At 61.6% G+C, this 15,248-nt stretch carries 14 protein-coding genes; 8 read left to right on the forward strand and 6 right to left on the reverse strand.

Going from position 1 to position 15,248, the window contains the following annotated elements:
- Positions 1-36: 36 nt before the first annotated feature.
- Complete coding sequence (locus tag ACIOUG_RS13500; RefSeq protein ID WP_007968091.1) at positions 37-441, forward strand: HPF/RaiA family ribosome-associated protein; 405 nt, start codon at positions 37-39, stop codon at positions 439-441.
- Between the two features lie 217 nt (positions 442-658).
- Here the strand turns inward: ACIOUG_RS13500 and fecA are convergent, their stop codons facing one another.
- From fecA to ACIOUG_RS13515, 3 genes are all read right to left on the reverse strand, one after another.
- Positions 659-2,989, reverse strand: coding sequence for a TonB-dependent Fe(3+) dicitrate receptor FecA (gene fecA / locus ACIOUG_RS13505; protein WP_401066209.1), 2,331 nt, complete (start codon positions 2,987-2,989; stop codon positions 659-661).
- 176 nt (positions 2,990-3,165) lie between these two features.
- Positions 3,166-4,098 carry a DUF4880 domain-containing protein gene (locus ACIOUG_RS13510; protein ID WP_401066212.1) on the reverse strand — a complete coding sequence of 311 codons (933 nt, stop codon included), beginning with the start codon at positions 4,096-4,098 and terminating at the stop codon, positions 3,166-3,168.
- Positions 4,095-4,583 carry a sigma-70 family RNA polymerase sigma factor gene (locus tag ACIOUG_RS13515; RefSeq protein ID WP_401066214.1) on the reverse strand — a complete coding sequence of 163 codons (489 nt, stop codon included), beginning with the start codon at positions 4,581-4,583 and terminating at the stop codon, positions 4,095-4,097. The genes ACIOUG_RS13510 and ACIOUG_RS13515 overlap by 4 nt, the downstream gene beginning before the upstream one ends.
- A gap of 176 nt (positions 4,584-4,759) precedes the next feature.
- Between ACIOUG_RS13515 and ACIOUG_RS13520 the strand changes: the two genes are divergently transcribed.
- The 6 genes from ACIOUG_RS13520 to ACIOUG_RS13545 all read left to right on the forward strand — a co-directional run bounded on the left by ACIOUG_RS13520 (position 4,760) and on the right by ACIOUG_RS13545 (position 11,160).
- Positions 4,760-5,065, forward strand: a complete 306-nt coding sequence (locus ACIOUG_RS13520) for a DUF3649 domain-containing protein (RefSeq protein WP_401066215.1) — start codon at positions 4,760-4,762, stop codon at positions 5,063-5,065.
- The gene (locus tag ACIOUG_RS13525) at positions 5,062-6,645 is read left to right on the forward strand and encodes a PepSY-associated TM helix domain-containing protein (protein WP_401066217.1); all 1,584 of its coding nucleotides are present in this window, start codon (positions 5,062-5,064) and stop codon (positions 6,643-6,645) included. Before ACIOUG_RS13520 ends, ACIOUG_RS13525 begins: the two co-directional genes overlap by 4 nt.
- Positions 6,645-6,971: a DUF3325 domain-containing protein gene (locus ACIOUG_RS13530; RefSeq protein WP_401066220.1), complete on the forward strand. Its 327-nt coding sequence runs from the start codon at positions 6,645-6,647 to the stop codon at positions 6,969-6,971. The genes ACIOUG_RS13525 and ACIOUG_RS13530 overlap by 1 nt, the downstream gene beginning before the upstream one ends.
- Before the next feature lies 1 nt (position 6,972).
- Complete coding sequence (locus tag ACIOUG_RS13535) at positions 6,973-7,539, forward strand: RNA polymerase sigma factor (protein WP_029977467.1); 567 nt, start codon at positions 6,973-6,975, stop codon at positions 7,537-7,539.
- Positions 7,536-8,525, forward strand: coding sequence for a FecR family protein (locus ACIOUG_RS13540; RefSeq protein WP_401066224.1), 990 nt, complete (start codon positions 7,536-7,538; stop codon positions 8,523-8,525). The genes ACIOUG_RS13535 and ACIOUG_RS13540 overlap by 4 nt, the downstream gene beginning before the upstream one ends.
- Before the next feature lie 205 nt (positions 8,526-8,730).
- The gene (locus ACIOUG_RS13545; protein WP_401066227.1) at positions 8,731-11,160 is read left to right on the forward strand and encodes a TonB-dependent siderophore receptor; all 2,430 of its coding nucleotides are present in this window, start codon (positions 8,731-8,733) and stop codon (positions 11,158-11,160) included.
- A gap of 99 nt (positions 11,161-11,259) precedes the next feature.
- Here the strand turns inward: ACIOUG_RS13545 and ACIOUG_RS13550 are convergent, their stop codons facing one another.
- Positions 11,260-12,135 (reverse strand): helix-turn-helix domain-containing protein, encoded by an 876-nt coding sequence (locus ACIOUG_RS13550; protein WP_401066229.1) that lies wholly within the window; start codon positions 12,133-12,135, stop codon positions 11,260-11,262.
- 254 nt (positions 12,136-12,389) lie between these two features.
- Here ACIOUG_RS13550 and ACIOUG_RS13555 point away from each other — a divergent pair, with 254 nt between their 5' ends.
- Positions 12,390-13,292: a DMT family transporter gene (locus ACIOUG_RS13555; protein WP_401066231.1), complete on the forward strand. Its 903-nt coding sequence runs from the start codon at positions 12,390-12,392 to the stop codon at positions 13,290-13,292.
- A gap of 26 nt (positions 13,293-13,318) precedes the next feature.
- On the opposite strand, the gene ACIOUG_RS13560 is transcribed toward ACIOUG_RS13555, so the two are convergent.
- Both ACIOUG_RS13560 and ACIOUG_RS13565 read right to left on the reverse strand, forming a co-directional pair.
- Complete coding sequence (locus ACIOUG_RS13560; RefSeq protein ID WP_401066234.1) at positions 13,319-13,828, reverse strand: DUF2165 family protein; 510 nt, start codon at positions 13,826-13,828, stop codon at positions 13,319-13,321.
- 148 nt (positions 13,829-13,976) lie between these two features.
- On the reverse strand, positions 13,977-14,951 hold the full coding sequence (locus ACIOUG_RS13565) for a 2-hydroxyacid dehydrogenase (protein ID WP_401066236.1): 975 nt from the start codon (positions 14,949-14,951) through the stop codon (positions 13,977-13,979).
- Positions 14,952-15,248 lie beyond the last annotated feature (297 nt).

Consider the following 15,248-nt stretch of genomic DNA (forward strand, 5'->3'; position numbering starts at 1 on the left):
GGCCTCTCGCGAGCTAGCTGAAATAAGGGATGAACTATGCAAATCCAAGTCAACAGCGATAACCATATTCAAAGCAGTAAACGACTGGAGGAGTGGGTACGTACAACCATTGAGAGCACGCTCGACCGTTATGAAGAAGACCTGACCCGTGTCGAAGTCCACCTGAGCGACGAGAACGGTGACAAACCAGGTCCCCATGACTTGCGCTGCCAACTGGAAGCGCGGCCAAAAGGCCATCAACCGATTTCCGTCACCCATAAGGCCGATTCGCTGGAACAGGCGATCGACGGTGCCGCCGAAAAACTCGAACACGCGCTGGAGCACCTGTTTGGCAAACTGCGAGGCAAACCCCGCGCCGCCATCGTGCCATTCAGCAAGGCGAATGACGCACTGCTGGAAGAAGAGTTTCTGGAGAACGAACAGGCAGCGATCAACAGTTGATGCGCTGATTTTTCAAACCACCCAATGAGAACGGGCCTGCGCAAGCAGGCCCGTTTTTTTTGTGTCTTGTGGTCAACATTGTGGCGAGGGAGCTTGCTCCCGCCGGGCTGCGAAGCGGCCCCAAAACCTGCAAAGTCGTTCAACAGCCAGAACGCATCAGCAGGATTTACGGCTGCGCCGCAGTCGAGCGGGAGCAAGCTCCCTCGCCACAGTTTTCTTAGAAAGCCACAGACGTTTGTACATACACCGTGCGCGGTTCACCCACGTACTTGCCCTTGTTGTTGTCATCGAACGAGCGGGTGAAGTACTGGGTGTTGAAGATGTTCTTCACCCCCACCGCCACGTTCAGATCCGACAGCTGCGGGCCGAAGTCGTAACCGGCGCGGCTGCTGAACAGCATGTAGCCCGGGATCTTGCCCGTGCTGCCGTCGGCGCTTTCTTTCGAGGTGTTGGCGTTGTCGGCGAACTGGTCGCTCTGGAAGCTGCTGTCGACGTTGAGTTTCCACGGGCCTTCGGTGTAACCGACGCCAATCGTGCCTTTGTGTTTTGAGGAGAACGGCACGCGATTGCCCTTGTTCGGCCCGTCTTCGCGGATGGTCGCGTCGACATAGGCGTAAGTGGCGTACACATCGAAACCGGCCAGTGCCGGGCTCAAGTCATCCAGCGCGTAGTTGACGCTGGTCTCGATGCCCTGATGACGGGTCTCGCCACGGGCGATCACCGAATCGTTGGTCTGGTTGCTTTCGTACTGGTTGTCGAAGTTGATCAGGAATGCGCCGATCTCCGCGCGCAGGGCGCCGTTGTCATAACGGGTGCCGAGTTCCCAGGTGCGGGCTTTCTCCGGTTTCACTTCGCCGCTGCTCACGCGATTGGGCATCTGACTGTACTGCACGCTGCCGAACGAACCTTCGGTGTTGGCGTACAGATTCCAGCTGTCGCTCAGGTGATACAGCACGTTCAGCGCCGGCAGCGCGGTGTTGTAGTCGCCCTTGTATTTGACGTCGGTGAGGTTGTTGGTCTGCTGCGACTCGATCATCTCGTAACGCACGCCCGGGGTGATGGTCCATTTGCCGATGTCGATGCGGTCGTCGACGAACAACGCATTGGCTTCGGTGCCGCCGCGGGTGTCGCGGTCGTTACGGCTGTCGGTGGTCGGGTATTGATTGCTGCTGATCGGCGTGCGATAGCGCAACTCGTGGCCGGCCTCGTTGATGTAGCGGTAGCCGACGCCGACTTCGTGGCTGGTCGGGCCGAGGTCGAAGCCCTGGGCGAAACGCGTTTCGAAACCGCGCACCCAATATTCGCGCGGTGACAGTGAGAGGAAGCTGCCCTGATCCAGATAACCACTGCGCAGGGTTTTGGTGAAGAAGGTGTTGGCGGTGAATTCGCGGCGATCCTCCTGATAGCGATAGCCGAAGTTGAACATCGTGCGACGGCCCCAGAACTGGTCTTTGGGGCGCGTCGACTGGTACGGGTCGGCATCGTAATCGGCAACGCTGAGGCCGCCGGGCATGTCCGCCTTGCCCTCGTAATACTGGGCCATGGCGTTGAAGCTGTTGGCCTCGTCGAGCTGGTATTTGCCCTTGAGAATCAGGTCGTCGATTTCGCTGTCGCTGTGCTCGCGCCAGTCGCCGCCACGGGTGCCGGAGTACAGCAGCGCGCCGCCCAGACCATTTTCGTTGGTGCCGCCGGCCAGCAGGTTGGCGCTGGTCTTGAAGCCGTCATGGCTTGACGACGGGCTGGTCTCTGTCTGAAAACCACCTTTTACCGTCGGCGCGTCGGGAATGGCGCGGGTCACGAAGTTGACCACGCCGCCGACGTTCTGCGGGCCGTAACGCACGGCGCCGCCGCCACGCACCACGTCCACGGCATCCATGTTGCCCATGCTGATCGGCGCGAACGACAACTGCGGTTGGCCGTAGGGTGCGAACGGTACGGGAATGCCGTCCATCAGTACGGTCGAGCGCGCAGCCAGGCGCGGATTGAGACCGCGAATACCGAAGTTCAGCGCCATGTCGTGGCTGCCGGTGCCGTTGTTTTCCGGAGCGTTGACCCCAGGAATGCGGTTGAGCACATCGCGCGCCTGAGTCGCGCCTTGGCGTTCGAAATCTTCGCGGCGGATCACATCACGGGCGCCCGGGTGTTCGAAGACGTTGACCTGCGCTGCATCACCGAGCCAGTCACCGACGACTTTCGAGGTGTCCAGCTCCAGCGCCGTGTCGCCGACCGGTTGCAGGCTGAACGCATTATTGCCCTCGGCGCGAGCTTGCAGGCCAGTGCCTGCGAGCAGCGCATCGAGACCTTGTGCAGCGCTGTAGCTGCCTTCGAGGCCACGGCTTTGTACGCCGCTGGTGATTTGCGAGCTGAAGGAAATCAGCACGCCGGCTTCACGCCCAAACTGGTTGAGGGCGTTTTCCAGCGACGCCGGGGCAATATGGTAAACCTTGGTTTCGGCGGCCATGGCCGGCAGGGCGCTGAAGCTCAGGCTGGCGCCCAGTACGAAGTTGCGCAGGCTGCGGGCCAGTGGCGTGAGGCGGGTGGGGTGCATGAAGGTTGATCCTGAGAAGGTTGAATCAAGGGGGCTTTCCTTCTCTGTCACGCCAGATCTGAAAAACGGCTCATTTATTTTCTGAAGCAAAAGATCGCAGCCTGCGGCAGCTCCTACAGGATGTACACCGAGCCAATGTGGGAGCTGCCGCAGGCTGCGATCTTTTGATTTTGCGTCTAAGCCCGCGCTTCGACGCTGACCCAATAGCGGGTAAAGCGCCGCACGGTCACCGGCAGACTGATTTGCAGCAGATCAAGAATCCGCTCACTGTCGTCCAGTGGATAAGTCCCGGAGATCAGCAAGTCCGCAACTTTCGCATCGCAATGCAACTGCCCGCGACGGTAACGGCCGAGCTCATCAAGAAAGTCGCCCAAGCGCATGTGCGCAGCGATCAGCATGCCGTCGGCCCAGGCGCCGCTGTTGGCATCCAGTGGCTGGGCTGCGCTGATCGAGGTGGTGCTGAAACTCAACTGCCGGGCAACCGGCAACCACATCGGGGCGCGTCCGTGGGTGATCAATTCGACCTGGCCTTCGAACAACGCCACCTGCGTGCGATTGGCAAATTGCCGCACGTTGAGCCGGGCCGCGCTGGTTTTCAGCACACCCTGTGCGGTGCGCACTTCGAACGCCTGCGCGCTGCTCAGGAGGATCTCGCCTTCCAGCAAACGGATCAGCCGTTGTGCACCGTCCACATCCGCCGCACTCGCGGTGTTGAGCTGCAACTGGCTGCCGGCGCCCAACGCAATCTTGCGACGTTGGCCCACCGGGCTGCGGTAGTCGGCGAGCAGCGTCGGCAGTGGATTGTGCTCGCGCATGCCCCAGGTGACGGCGGAACCGGCACCGAGAAGCAGCAGCAATTTGAGCGCCTGTCGGCGGCTGGAAGACTTCGGCCCGTTCAACGCGGCATGGGCCAATGGCGACGCCACGCCGCGCAAGCGCTGGTTGACCCGCTGCATGTGCTCCCACGCCCGACGATGTTCGCTGTGGGCGTCCAGCCATTGCTGCCAGGCCTGTTGCTGGCGTGGGGAGAGCGTGCCTTGCTGCATTTCCATCAGCCAGTGCACGGCCTGTTCGGCCACTTGCGCAGAGAAATCCGGAGCGCGATTCATAGGGCGAAGTAGCAGCGCAGGGCGGCTTTTTGCAGGTGACGCTTGACCGTGGCCACCGAGATGCCCAGCTCGGCAGCAATCTGCGGATAAGTCAGGCCATCGACCTGTGCCAGCAAAAACGCGCGTTTGACCGGTCGCGGCAAGCCATCGAGCAATTGATCCAGTTCGATCAGGGTTTGCAGGATGATCGCTTTGTCTTCTTCCGAAGGCGCGGTCACTTCCGGCATCTGCGCCAGGGTTTCGAGGTAGGCGCGTTCGAGGTCCTGACGACGGTAATGATTGAACAGCACGCGTTTGGCGAGGGTGGTGAGGAAGGCGCGCGGTTCGATGATCACCGCGGGTTCGCGGGCGCTGAGCACGCGGATGAACGTGTCTTGCGCCAGATCCGCCGCACTCTCCGGGCAGCCGAGCCTGCGCCGCAACCAGCCGGTGAGCCAGCTGTGGTGGTCGTGGTAGAGCGATTCGACGGGATGGGCGGACGGCAAGGGTATTACTCCGGGCGCACGCTGGATGCGTTAGAGAACAAGAACTGTTCGCATTGTAGGGGCGCGCGCGGTGGTCGGCAATCAGATGCTTTTGCGTATGAGAATATTTATCATTAATATTGCTCGCCTGTTGGTTCGGCTTGTCGGCCGGACGTTTTTCGTTTCAGGGTCGAAACATGAAAGGCAAACTCGCCTCACTTCCCATGTCCTATCGTCTGGCTGTCACTTCGCGGGTGCTGGCGGCGGTGTTCGGCGGCTATCTGGTCGCGGCGCTGGCCAGTGTCGCGCTGACGACGTGGCTGCCGTTAGGCCGCGCCGAAGCGGTGGTGACCGGCATGACCATTTCCTTTCTGGTCTATCTGGTCGCGGTGCTGTGGTGCTTCGCGTGCCGCACGGCATGGTCGGCGTGGGTCGGGTTGCTGGTGCCGAGCGTGATTCTGGCGACGCTGTCGGGTGCCGCGCGGGGCTTGGGCTACGCATGAAAGAGGGCTTTCGCCAGTCGATGGCCTGGCTGCACACCTGGACCGGGCTGGTGTTCGGCTGGCTGCTGTTTGCAATTTTCCTGACCGGGACGCTGGCCTATTTCAAGGATGAGATCAGCCACTGGATGCAGCCGGAAATTCCCGCGCGGCCAATCAATGCCGAAGCGAGCCTGACCCTGGCGCAAAGTTACCTGCAACAACACGCCGCCGGCGCCGCGCGCTGGCTGATCGACTTGCCCGACGCCCGTGATCCCGGCCTGACGGTGCGCTGGCAGCAGGCGCCGAACACACCGGGCGAGCGTGGCACGTTCGAATCCAGAACACTCGATGCGCAGACCGGCAGCGAAGTCCAGGCCCGCGAAAGCCTGGGCGGCGAGTTCTTCTACCGCGTCCATTTCCAGCTGCAAATGCCTTATCCCTGGGGCCGCTGGCTGGCGACGATGGCGGCGATGGTGATGTTCGTCGGGCTGATCACCGGCATCATCACTCACAAGAAAATCTTCAAGGACTTCTTCACCTTTCGCCCGCGCAAGGGCCAGCGTTCATGGCTCGACGGGCATAACGCGGTCGGCGTGCTGGTGCTGCCGTTTCACCTGATGATCACCTACAGCAGCCTGGTGATTTTCATGGCGATGGTCATGCCGGCGAGCATTCTGGCGTCCTATAACGGCGACGTGCGCGCTTTTTACGACGAAGTTTTCCCGGCATCGAAGACCCCTGAGCGAGCCAATCGGGCGGCGCCGCTGAGCCCGATGGCGCCACTGCTGGCCAAGGCCAGCGAGCAGTGGGCGGGAGGCAGCACCGCGCGGCTGACGGTGAACAACCCGGGGGATGCGAATGCCTCGGTGGTGCTGTCGCGCAGTGGCGACCGCGTCGTCCATGATTTCGGTCGCGCGGTGACGTTCAACGGTGTCACCGGCGAACTTCTCGGCGGCACCCCGGAGCAGCCCGTGGCGATGGCGGTTGGCGGCACGTTCTACGGTTTGCACATGGGCCACTTCGCCGGGGCGACATTGCGCTGGCTGTATTTCATCTGCGGTCTGGCGAGTACTGCGATGATCGGCACCGGGCTGGTGATCTGGCTCGGCAAGCGCCAGCTCAAGCACGCCAAGAGCGGCGTGATGCCGTTCGAATTGCGCCTGGTGGAAGTGCTGAACATCGCCAGCATGGCCGGTCTGGTGTTGGCGGTGGCGGTGTTCTTTTTGGCCAATCGCCTGTTGCCGGCAGACCTGGCCGGGCGCGCCGATCAAGAAGTGAATGGGTTTTTCATCGCCTGGGCCTTGAGCGTGGTGCATGCGTTGCTGCGCAAAGGACGAAAGGCCTGGGTCGAACAACTGGGGCTGACTGCCGTGCTGTTTATCGCGGTGCCGCTGATCAATTTGACCACGCCATGGAATCTCGGCGAAACGCTGGCGCACGGTGACTGGACGCTGGCGGGGTTCGATCTGACTTGCCTGGGCACAGGCCTGTTTCTCGGCTGGGCCGCATGGAAAATGCAGCATGCCGGCAGCACCGTCAGCGTGAAAAAAACACCCCGGGAAAAGCCTCGGCCGATCGCGCTTGAGCAGGAGGTCCGCTGATGCTGCTGGCGTTGTTGCTGTGCTACGCCGGGTTCAGCGCGTTGTGTCTGTCGATGCCTCGACACCACGATGAACTGCTCGGCAACAAACCCTCGGCCCGACGCGCACGGGGTCTGAAACTCGCCGGTTGGCTGTTGCTCGGGTTGTCGCTCTGGGCGGCGGTCGCTGCAAACGGCTGGAGTTTCGGTCTGGTCGACTGGTTCGCGGTACTCATGCTCAGCGCCTTGGCGTTGGTACTGTTGCTGCCGTATCGCCCACGGCTGGCCCTCGCACTGGCCGCGCTGAGCCTGTTGGCCAGCCCGGTCGCCATCTGGGCGCAGTGCTGACATGCTGATCGGTCATCCTCCGGAATCCCGCGACGACGAGCCCCATGGCGCGCGTGCGCATTTTCTTCAGGTGTTTTTGTCGCAGCGCTCGCAGATGGAAGCGCTGGTGAACCGGCGCGTCGGCTGCCGGGCCACGGCGGCGGATCTGGTGCAGGATCTGTTCCTGCGTTTCTGGCGGCGGCCGCTGGTACAGGTCGAAGAACTCAGCACCTATCTTTTGCGCTGCGCCGGCAACATCGCCATTGATCACTTGCGCAGCGAAGGCACGCGGGTGCGGGTCAATGAGGGCTGGCAACCGGATGAGCCGGACAGCCACGGCAGCGAACCGCAAGCCGCGCTCGAAGCGGGCAATGATCTGCGCCATGTTGAGGCAGCGTTGCGCGCCCTGCCCGAGCGCACCCGGCAGATCTTTCTGCTCAATCGCATCCACGGCCGCAAATACGCGGACATCGCCAAGGCCATGGGCCTGTCCCAAAGCGCCGTGGAAAAACATATGATGCGCGCCCTCGAGGCCTGCAAGGCCAGCCTGCGCGAACCCGCGCCACGCCTGCCAGGGAAAGCACCGTGAAGCCCACCGACCACGTCACTCCAACGCCCGCTCAGGAACAGGCCGCGCTCGCCTGGCTGAGTCTGCTGCACGACCGACCAAGCACCGGCGATCAACTGACCTTCAGCCAATGGCTGCGCGCCGACCCGGCCCACGCCGAGGCGTACGCGCAGGCGCAAGTGCTGTGGGAGTTGAGCGAAAGCCCGGCGCGTACCTTGGCCGCTGAAGACGCATTGGCGTTGCAGGGCTACCTCAACGCGATGGACCGCCCGCGTCGCCCGGCACTTGTGCGCTGGTCCGGCGCGCTGGCGATGGCCGCGTGCCTGTTGCTGATGATCAGCCTCGGCACGGGCTGGCAACCGCAGCGCTGGATCGACGATCTTGGTGCTGATTACGTTTCGGCGCCGGGCGAGATCCGCACCGTAACGCTGGCCGATCAATCGCAAGTCACGCTGGACGCTGACAGCGCCATCGCCGTGGATTTCAGCCAGGGCGAGCGGCATGTGCAGCTACGCCGTGGCGCCGGGTTTTTCACTGTCACCCACACCGGCGAGCCGTTCGTGGTCGAGGCCGAGCAGGGTCAGGCGCGGGTCCTCGGCACGCAATTCGAAGTGCGCCTGCAACCTCACGGTGCGCAGGTCACGGTGCTGTCCGGGCGCGTCGGCGTGACGGCGGATCGCGACGCGCCGCAGCAGATTCTGACGGCCGGCCAGCAAGTGGCTTACGGGCAGGGCACTGCGGAAAAACTGCACGCGGTGGACAGCGAAGCGCTGCTGGCCTGGCGTCAGGGCTGGCTGAATTACTACAAGGCGTCGTTGGCCGAGGTGGTGCAGGATTTGCGGCGCTATTACCCGGGACGGATTGTTGTGCTCAATGATGAATTGGGTGCGCGCAAGGTCAGCGGCAGTTTTCCGAGCAGGGATCCGCAGGCTGTGTTGAGTTCGCTGCAAGGGGTGATGGGGTTTGAGCAGCATCAGGTGTTGGGGCATCTGATAATTCTGCGCTGAGCCTGCCGGCGCCATCGCGAGCAGGCTCACTCCTACATTTGGAATGCGTTCCCCCTGTAGGAGTGAGCCTGCTCGCGATAGCGTTCTTTCAGACACCAAAAAATATTTTCAAATTTGTGGTGAGGTAAACCACAGCCCCATCCGTGTAGTGACTGAAACTGCGAGTCATTCGCATCCGTTGCGGTTCTACACAGGTCATTGAGCAATGAAGTCCAGGGCAAAATCGGGTTCGGTCAAACAGTGGTTGGGTGTTTCGGCATTGAGTTTTTCCGCGTTGGCGCTGTTGCCAATGAGCGTGGCGCTCGCCGCCGATACCGTCAGCAGCCCGGCGCAGAAGCAGTTCAATTTTTCCCTGAGCGCCAAACCGTTGCCGCAAGCCCTGAGCGACTTCAGCCGCGTCACCGGGCAAAGCGTGGTCTACACCGACGAAGCGCCGTACGGCCTCAATGCCCCGGCGGTCAGTGGCCAGATGAGCGCTGAGCAGGCGCTGCAACGCCTGCTCAGCGGCTCCGGCATGACCTTCCGCCGTACCGACAGCCACACCCTGGCGCTGGAACCGCAACCCGCCACAGGCGCCCTCAATCTCGGCGCGACCACCATCACCTCGATGCGCGACGAGTCGATGAGCTACCAGCCGCCGCAGACCAGTTCGGTGATGCGCTCCTCGGCTTCGCTGCAGGAAATCCCGCAGACCGTCAACGTGATCCCGGCTCAAGTCATTCGCGATCAGGCCCCGCGCAATCTCGACGATGCGCTGGCCAACGTCAGCGGCATCACCCAGGGCAACACCTTGGGCAGCACCCAGGACTCGGTGATGACCCGCGGTTTCGGCGACAACCGCAATGGCTCGATCATGCGCGACGGCATGCCGATCGTGCAGGGCCGCGGGATGAACGCGACGGTCGATCGGGTCGAAGTGCTCAAGGGCCCGGCCTCGCTGCTCTACGGCATTCAGGATCCGGGCGGCGTGGTCAACCTGGTCAGCAAAAAGCCGGAACTGACCCAATACAACGCGCTGACCCTGCGCGGCTCGACGTACGGCGACGGCAAGAATGGCAGCGGCGGCACCTTCGACAGCACCGGTGCGCTGGGTGAATCCGGGCTGGCCTACCGGTTGGTGCTGGACCACGAAGACGAAGATTACTGGCGCAACTACGGCACCCACCGCGAGACGCTGATCGCGCCGTCGCTGGCCTGGTTCGGCGAGCGCACCAAGCTCTCGTTCGGCTATGAACATCGTGAATTTCTTACGCCGTTTGACCGTGGCACGGTGATCGACCCGCGCACCAACCATCCGCTGGACATCTCGCGCAACGAGCGTCTGGACGAGCCGTTCAACGACATGGAAGGCCGCTCCGACCTGTACCATTTCGAGGCCGATCACGAACTCAACGACGACTGGAAAGCCCATTTCGGTTACAGCTGGAACCGCGAAACCTACGACGCCAGCCAAGTGCGCGTGACCGCCATCGACACCAAAAAAGGCACGCTGACCCGCAGCATGGACGGCACGCAAGGCGCGATCAGCACTGACCGTTTCACCACCGCCAGCCTCGAAGGCAAGGTCAACCTGCTGGGCATGCAACATGACCTGGTGTTCGGCGTCGACGACGAGTACCGCAAGATCTACCGCGCCGACCTGATCCGCCAGAAAAGCCTGAGCACCTTCAGCTACGTCAATCCGGTGTATGGCCGTGAAGTCGAGGGCACCACGGTCAGCCCGGCCGACAGTGCGCAGACCGATCTGCTGCGCAGCGATTCGGTGTTTATGCAGGACTCCATCCACCTTAACGAGCAGTGGATTCTGGTCGCCGGCGGGCGTTTCCAGGAGTACGACCAGTACGCCGGCAAAGGTGTGCCGTTCAAAGCCAACACCGACAGCAACGGGCAGAAATTCGTACCGCGCGCCGGTCTGGTGTATCGCTACACCGATGAGCTGTCGTTCTACGGCAGCTACACCGAATCGTTCAAACCCAACTCGACCATCGCCCCGCTCAGCGGCAGCAGCACCGTGCTCGACGGCAGCATCGCGCCGGAACAAGCCAAGTCGTGGGAGCTGGGTGCGCGCCTGGACATGCCGGGGCGCATCACCGGCAACATCGCGCTGTTCGACATCAAGAAGCGCAACGTGCTGGTGGCCAACGCCGAAGGCCCGACCACGATCTACAGCGCCGCCGGCGAGGTGCGTTCCCGTGGTCTGGAACTGGACCTGACCGGCCAGTTGACCGACCGTTGGAGCCTGATCGGCGCCTATGCTTACACCGATGCCGAGGTCACCGAAGACCCGGACTACAAAGGCAATCGCCTGCAAAACGTGGCGAAGAACAGCGGCTCGTTGTCGGCGGTGTATGACTTCGGCAGCGTGATCGGTGGCGATCAACTGCGGGTCGGTGCCGGGGCGCGGTATGTCGGCGAACGCGCGGGCAATGCGGTGAATGATTTCGACCTGCCGAGCTACACCGTGGCCGATGCATTCGCCACTTACGACACCAAACTCGAGGGGCAGAAGGTCAAGTTCCAGCTCAACGTGAAGAACCTGTTCGACCGTACCTACTACACCTCGGCGGCGAGCCGGTTCTTTGTGTCGATGGGCGATTCTCGGCAGATTTCGCTCTCCAGTACTTTGGAGTTCTGATCGGAAAACAGCAAAAGATCGCAGCCTTCGGCAGCTCCTACAGGGGAAACGCATTCCAACTGTAGGAGCTGCCGAAGGCTGCGATCTTTTGATCTGGCTCTAACGCAAAAACGCCTGCCGATAATCCCCAGGCGTCCCACCCAGCACCTGCCGAAACCGGTTGGTGAAATGACTGGCACTGGCAAACCCGCACGCCAGCGCAATCTCCCCCAGCGGCAACCCCGTCCCGCGTAACAACTCCCGCGCCCGGCTCAAGCGGCGCGCCAGCACGTACTGGTGCGGTGGCAAACCGAAGCTCACGCGAAACATTCGGGCGAAGTGATATTCCGACAACGCACACAACCCGGCCAGTTGCCCGAGGCTGATCGGCTCGGCCAACTGACTGTCGATGAATTCGACCAATTGTCGCCGCTGATGCGGCGCCAGTCCGCCCTTGAGGCGCAAACCCTGACGGGCGCCGACCTGGCTGAGCAAGGTATGGCTGATCAATTCATGGGCGATGCTGCTGGTCAGCAGACGTTCGGCAGGTTCGTCCCAGTTCAGCGTCAGTAACTGGCGAAAGCGTCGCGCCTGCTGCGGATCTTCCAGAAAGGTCTGTTCACGCAGCTGCATCTCTCGCGGCTCGCGATCGAGCAGCGTGACGCAACCCAGAGCAAATTGTTCGGCGCTGAAATACAAATGCGCCAGACGAATATCACCGTTGATCACCCAGCCCGATTCATGATCCGCCGGCAGGATGCACAGCTTGTCCGGCCCGCCCTTGTGCCCCGGCTGACCGCGACGGAACGTGCCGGTGCCGCCAGCGATGTAGCAGGACAGCGTGTGATGGCTCGGCGCTTCGTATTCCTGGGCATCGTGGTGGTTGGTCCACAGAGCCGCGGACAAGCCGTCACCGAGCTCGGCGCTGTGCACCAGGCGTGCGTTCGGCGAGCGGTTGAGGGCTTGAAAGACTTGCAGGGTATCGATAGCGGCCATGTGCGGTTCTCTCCAACGCCTTGCATCCTACTCCGTAGCCTTCGCGCTGCCAGCCTGTCGGGCGACAAAAGCGCAAGAATCTGCAAGCGCGCCGATCCATGCTGCCGCACCCTGAATCTCCATTCAACACAACCCTGTGGCGAGGGAGCTTGCTCCCGCCGGGCTGCGCAGCGGCCCCATCAGTGAGTGCTGCGCACTCAAGCGCGAGCAAGCTCGCTCGTCACAGAGTGCCCGGTGTTCTCAGGAGTTTCGTCATGAACCTTTCGCTGTATCTGCTGACCGTGCTGATCTGGGGCACCACCTGGATTGCCCTGAAATGGCAACTCGGTGTGGTGGCGATTCCGGTGTCGATCGTCTATCGCTTCGGTCTCGCCGCGCTGGTGCTGTTCGTTTTGCTGCTGCTCAGCCGGCGGTTGCAGCCGATGAATCGGCGCGGGCACCTGATCTGCGTGGCGCAGGGTTTGTGCCTGTTTTGCGTCAACTTCATGTGCTTTCTGACCGCCAGCCAGTGGATTCCCAGCGGACTGGTGGCGGTGGTGTTTTCCACAGCCACCTTGTGGAACGCGCTCAATGCCCGAGTGTTCTTCGGTCAGCGCATCGCCCGCAATGTGCTGATGGGCGGGGCGCTCGGCCTGTTCGGTCTGGGGATGCTGTTCTGGCCGGAACTGGCCGGCCATCATGCCAGCCCGGAAACCTTGCTCGGGCTTGGTCTGGCGCTGTGCGGCACGCTGTGTTTCTCGGCGGGCAACATGCTCTCGAGCCTGCAGCAGAAGGCCGGCCTGAAACCGCTGACCACCAATGCCTGGGGCATGGCCTACGGGGCGGCCATGTTGTCGGTGTGGTGTCTGATCAAAGGCATTCCGTTCGACATGGACTGGTCGCCACGTTATGTCGGCGCGTTGCTGTATCTGGTGATCCCCGGTTCGGTCATTGGCTTCACCGCCTACCTGACGCTGGTCGGGCGCATGGGCCCGGAGCGCGCAGCCTATTGCACCGTGCTGTTCCCGGTGGTGGCACTGAACGTGTCGGCGTTTGCTGAAGGCTACCAGTGGACAGCGCCGGCGCTGGTCGGGCTGGTACTGGTGATGTTCGGCAACGTCTTGGTATTTCGCAAGCCTCGGGCAGCGGTATTGCCGGGACAGGGCAAGTTGGCTTGAACGCAAAACTGTTCGGGCGCTGATGTTCAGCGCTCGACTTTTATCACGATGTAAATCATCAGCGGCAAGATGAAATCGACAATATGCCGAGCCCAGTCCTTGGCGTTCCAATGTTCCGAAGTGTCCATGTCGAACCATTCGACTCCGATAACTTGAAAACATACGTAATAGATAAAAATCGCAATCAGCAGGCCAATGACGGAGAACTTCTTGGCCTCATGAAACTCTTCACTGGAAGCATTGATGTTCTTGAAAAGTTGATAGGCGCCCAACAGGCAAAATGTGCTGAAGGTGACTTCCAGTGTGATGATCAGCCAGTAGATGCGGTGGTGCAGTATCGGCGAAGTAATGGTGCGATAGCGCAAGTTGGCATTGTGTTCGGTCGTGTCCATGCTGAGTACGTGCGCGACATATTGGTAGTTTGATCCGTAGTCGGTGAGATTGCTGAATATCATCAGCAAGCCGAAAAAACTGATATAGCCCATCAGTATGACTTTGCTGTAGCGGATAATTTTATCCATGGTCAGAGCGTTCAAATGTGTTCTCCATAACATTTTTCGAGAGTTCGATATGTCGGGAGAGTTTATAGCGGGGTCTTTTGTTTGGGTGCCGGGTTGAATTGCAAAGTATGTGCAAATGCGTAACTTGACGGGCAAGTGTCTGCTGACACTTGCCCGTTCTTATTTAACTGCGCCAGACCTGCGGGTTCACCAGATCCTGTGGGCGCTCGCCGAGCAAGGCGCTGCGCAAGTTGGCCACTGCGCGATTGGCCATGGCTTCGCGGGTTTCGCCAGTGGCCGAGCCGATGTGCGGCAATGTCACCGCATTTTTCAACTGGAACAGCGGCGACTCGGCCAGCGGTTCTTTCTCGTAGACGTCCAGGCCGGCGCCACGGATGCGGTTGTTTTGCAGGGCTTCGATTAGCGCCGGTTCGTCGACCACCGGGCCACGGGAGATGTTGACCAGGATCGCGCCCGGTTTCATCAGGGCCAGCTCGCGGTGGCTGATCAGGTGGTGGGTCTTGTCGCTGAGCGGCACCACCAGGCAGACGAAATCGGCTTCGGCGAGCAACTGGTCGAGGCTGCGAAATTGCGCGCCAAGCTCCTGTTCCAGTGCGGTCTTGCGGCTGTTGCCGCTGTAGAGGATTGGCATGTTGAAGCCGAAGTGGCCGCGGCGGGCGACGGCGGCGCCGATGTTGCCCATGCCGACGATGCCGAGGGTTTTGCCGTGGACGTCACAGCCAAACAGTGGGGCGCCGACGCTCGCTTGCCAGTGGCCGGCCTTGGTCCAGGCGTCGAGTTCGGCGACGCGTCGGGCACTGCTCATGATCAGGGCGAAGGCGAGGTCGGCGGTGCTTTCGGTGAGCACGTCGGGGGTGTTGGTGAGCATGATCCCGCGTTCGTTGAAGTAGTCGAGGTCGTAGTTGTCGTATCCGACAGAGACGCTGGAGACCACTTCGAGTTTTGTCGCGGTTTCGAGTTGGGCTTTGCCGAGTTTGCGGCCGACGCCGATGAGGCCGTGGGCGTGGGGGAGGGCTTCGTTGAATTGGGCGTTGATGTCGCCGTTTTTCGGGTTGGGGACGATGACGTCGAACTCTTGCTGCAGGCGCTCGATCATGGGCGGGGTGATGCGGCTGAAGGCCAGGACTGTTTTTTTCATTGGGCTTGGGCTCGGCTGTCTTGATTACCAAGCACGCTAACATTTCTGTGTGGGGTTTGGCTTGTCTTGGCGGCCTCTGGGCCGACCATGCTCCTGGGGTTTTGGGTGTATATCCGTTTTTGCGGGTGTTGCGGCTGGCGGTTTCGCCCTTACGGCGACTCCCTTTGGCAAACGCCCCAAAGGAAGCAAAGGTCTGGGCCCCGGCGTACGGCCCTCGCCTAGGCTCGGGTTCCTTCGTTGCGGGGTTCATCCGGGGGCATCGCCTCCGGTTTGCTTCGCTGCACCTCCTCTCGATGT

The sequence above is a fragment of the Pseudomonas sp. NPDC087803 genome (assembly GCF_044742995.1).
In the GTDB taxonomy this organism is placed as follows: domain Bacteria; phylum Pseudomonadota; class Gammaproteobacteria; order Pseudomonadales; family Pseudomonadaceae; genus Aquipseudomonas.

Bases quoted from the DNA above. Each gene is read 5' to 3' on its own strand.
- ACIOUG_RS13520 (WP_401066215.1), top strand. From the start codon at position 4,760: ATGAAAGGCAAACTCGCCTCACTTCCCATGTCCTATCGTCTGGCTGTC.
- ACIOUG_RS13565 (WP_401066236.1), bottom strand. From the start codon at position 14,951: ATGAAAAAAACAGTCCTGGCCTTCAGCCGCATCACCCCGCCCATGATC.
- ACIOUG_RS13555 (WP_401066231.1), top strand. From the start codon at position 12,390: ATGAACCTTTCGCTGTATCTGCTGACCGTGCTGATCTGGGGCACCACC.
- ACIOUG_RS13530 (WP_401066220.1), top strand. From the start codon at position 6,645: ATGCTGCTGGCGTTGTTGCTGTGCTACGCCGGGTTCAGCGCGTTGTGT.
- ACIOUG_RS13510 (WP_401066212.1), bottom strand. From the start codon at position 4,098: ATGAATCGCGCTCCGGATTTCTCTGCGCAAGTGGCCGAACAGGCCGTG.
- ACIOUG_RS13535 (WP_029977467.1), top strand. From the start codon at position 6,973: ATGCTGATCGGTCATCCTCCGGAATCCCGCGACGACGAGCCCCATGGC.
- ACIOUG_RS13525 (WP_401066217.1), top strand. From the start codon at position 5,062: ATGAAAGAGGGCTTTCGCCAGTCGATGGCCTGGCTGCACACCTGGACC.
- ACIOUG_RS13500 (WP_007968091.1), top strand. From the start codon at position 37: ATGCAAATCCAAGTCAACAGCGATAACCATATTCAAAGCAGTAAACGA.
- fecA (WP_401066209.1), bottom strand. From the start codon at position 2,989: ATGCACCCCACCCGCCTCACGCCACTGGCCCGCAGCCTGCGCAACTTC.
- ACIOUG_RS13550 (WP_401066229.1), bottom strand. From the start codon at position 12,135: ATGGCCGCTATCGATACCCTGCAAGTCTTTCAAGCCCTCAACCGCTCG.
- ACIOUG_RS13545 (WP_401066227.1), top strand. From the start codon at position 8,731: ATGAAGTCCAGGGCAAAATCGGGTTCGGTCAAACAGTGGTTGGGTGTT.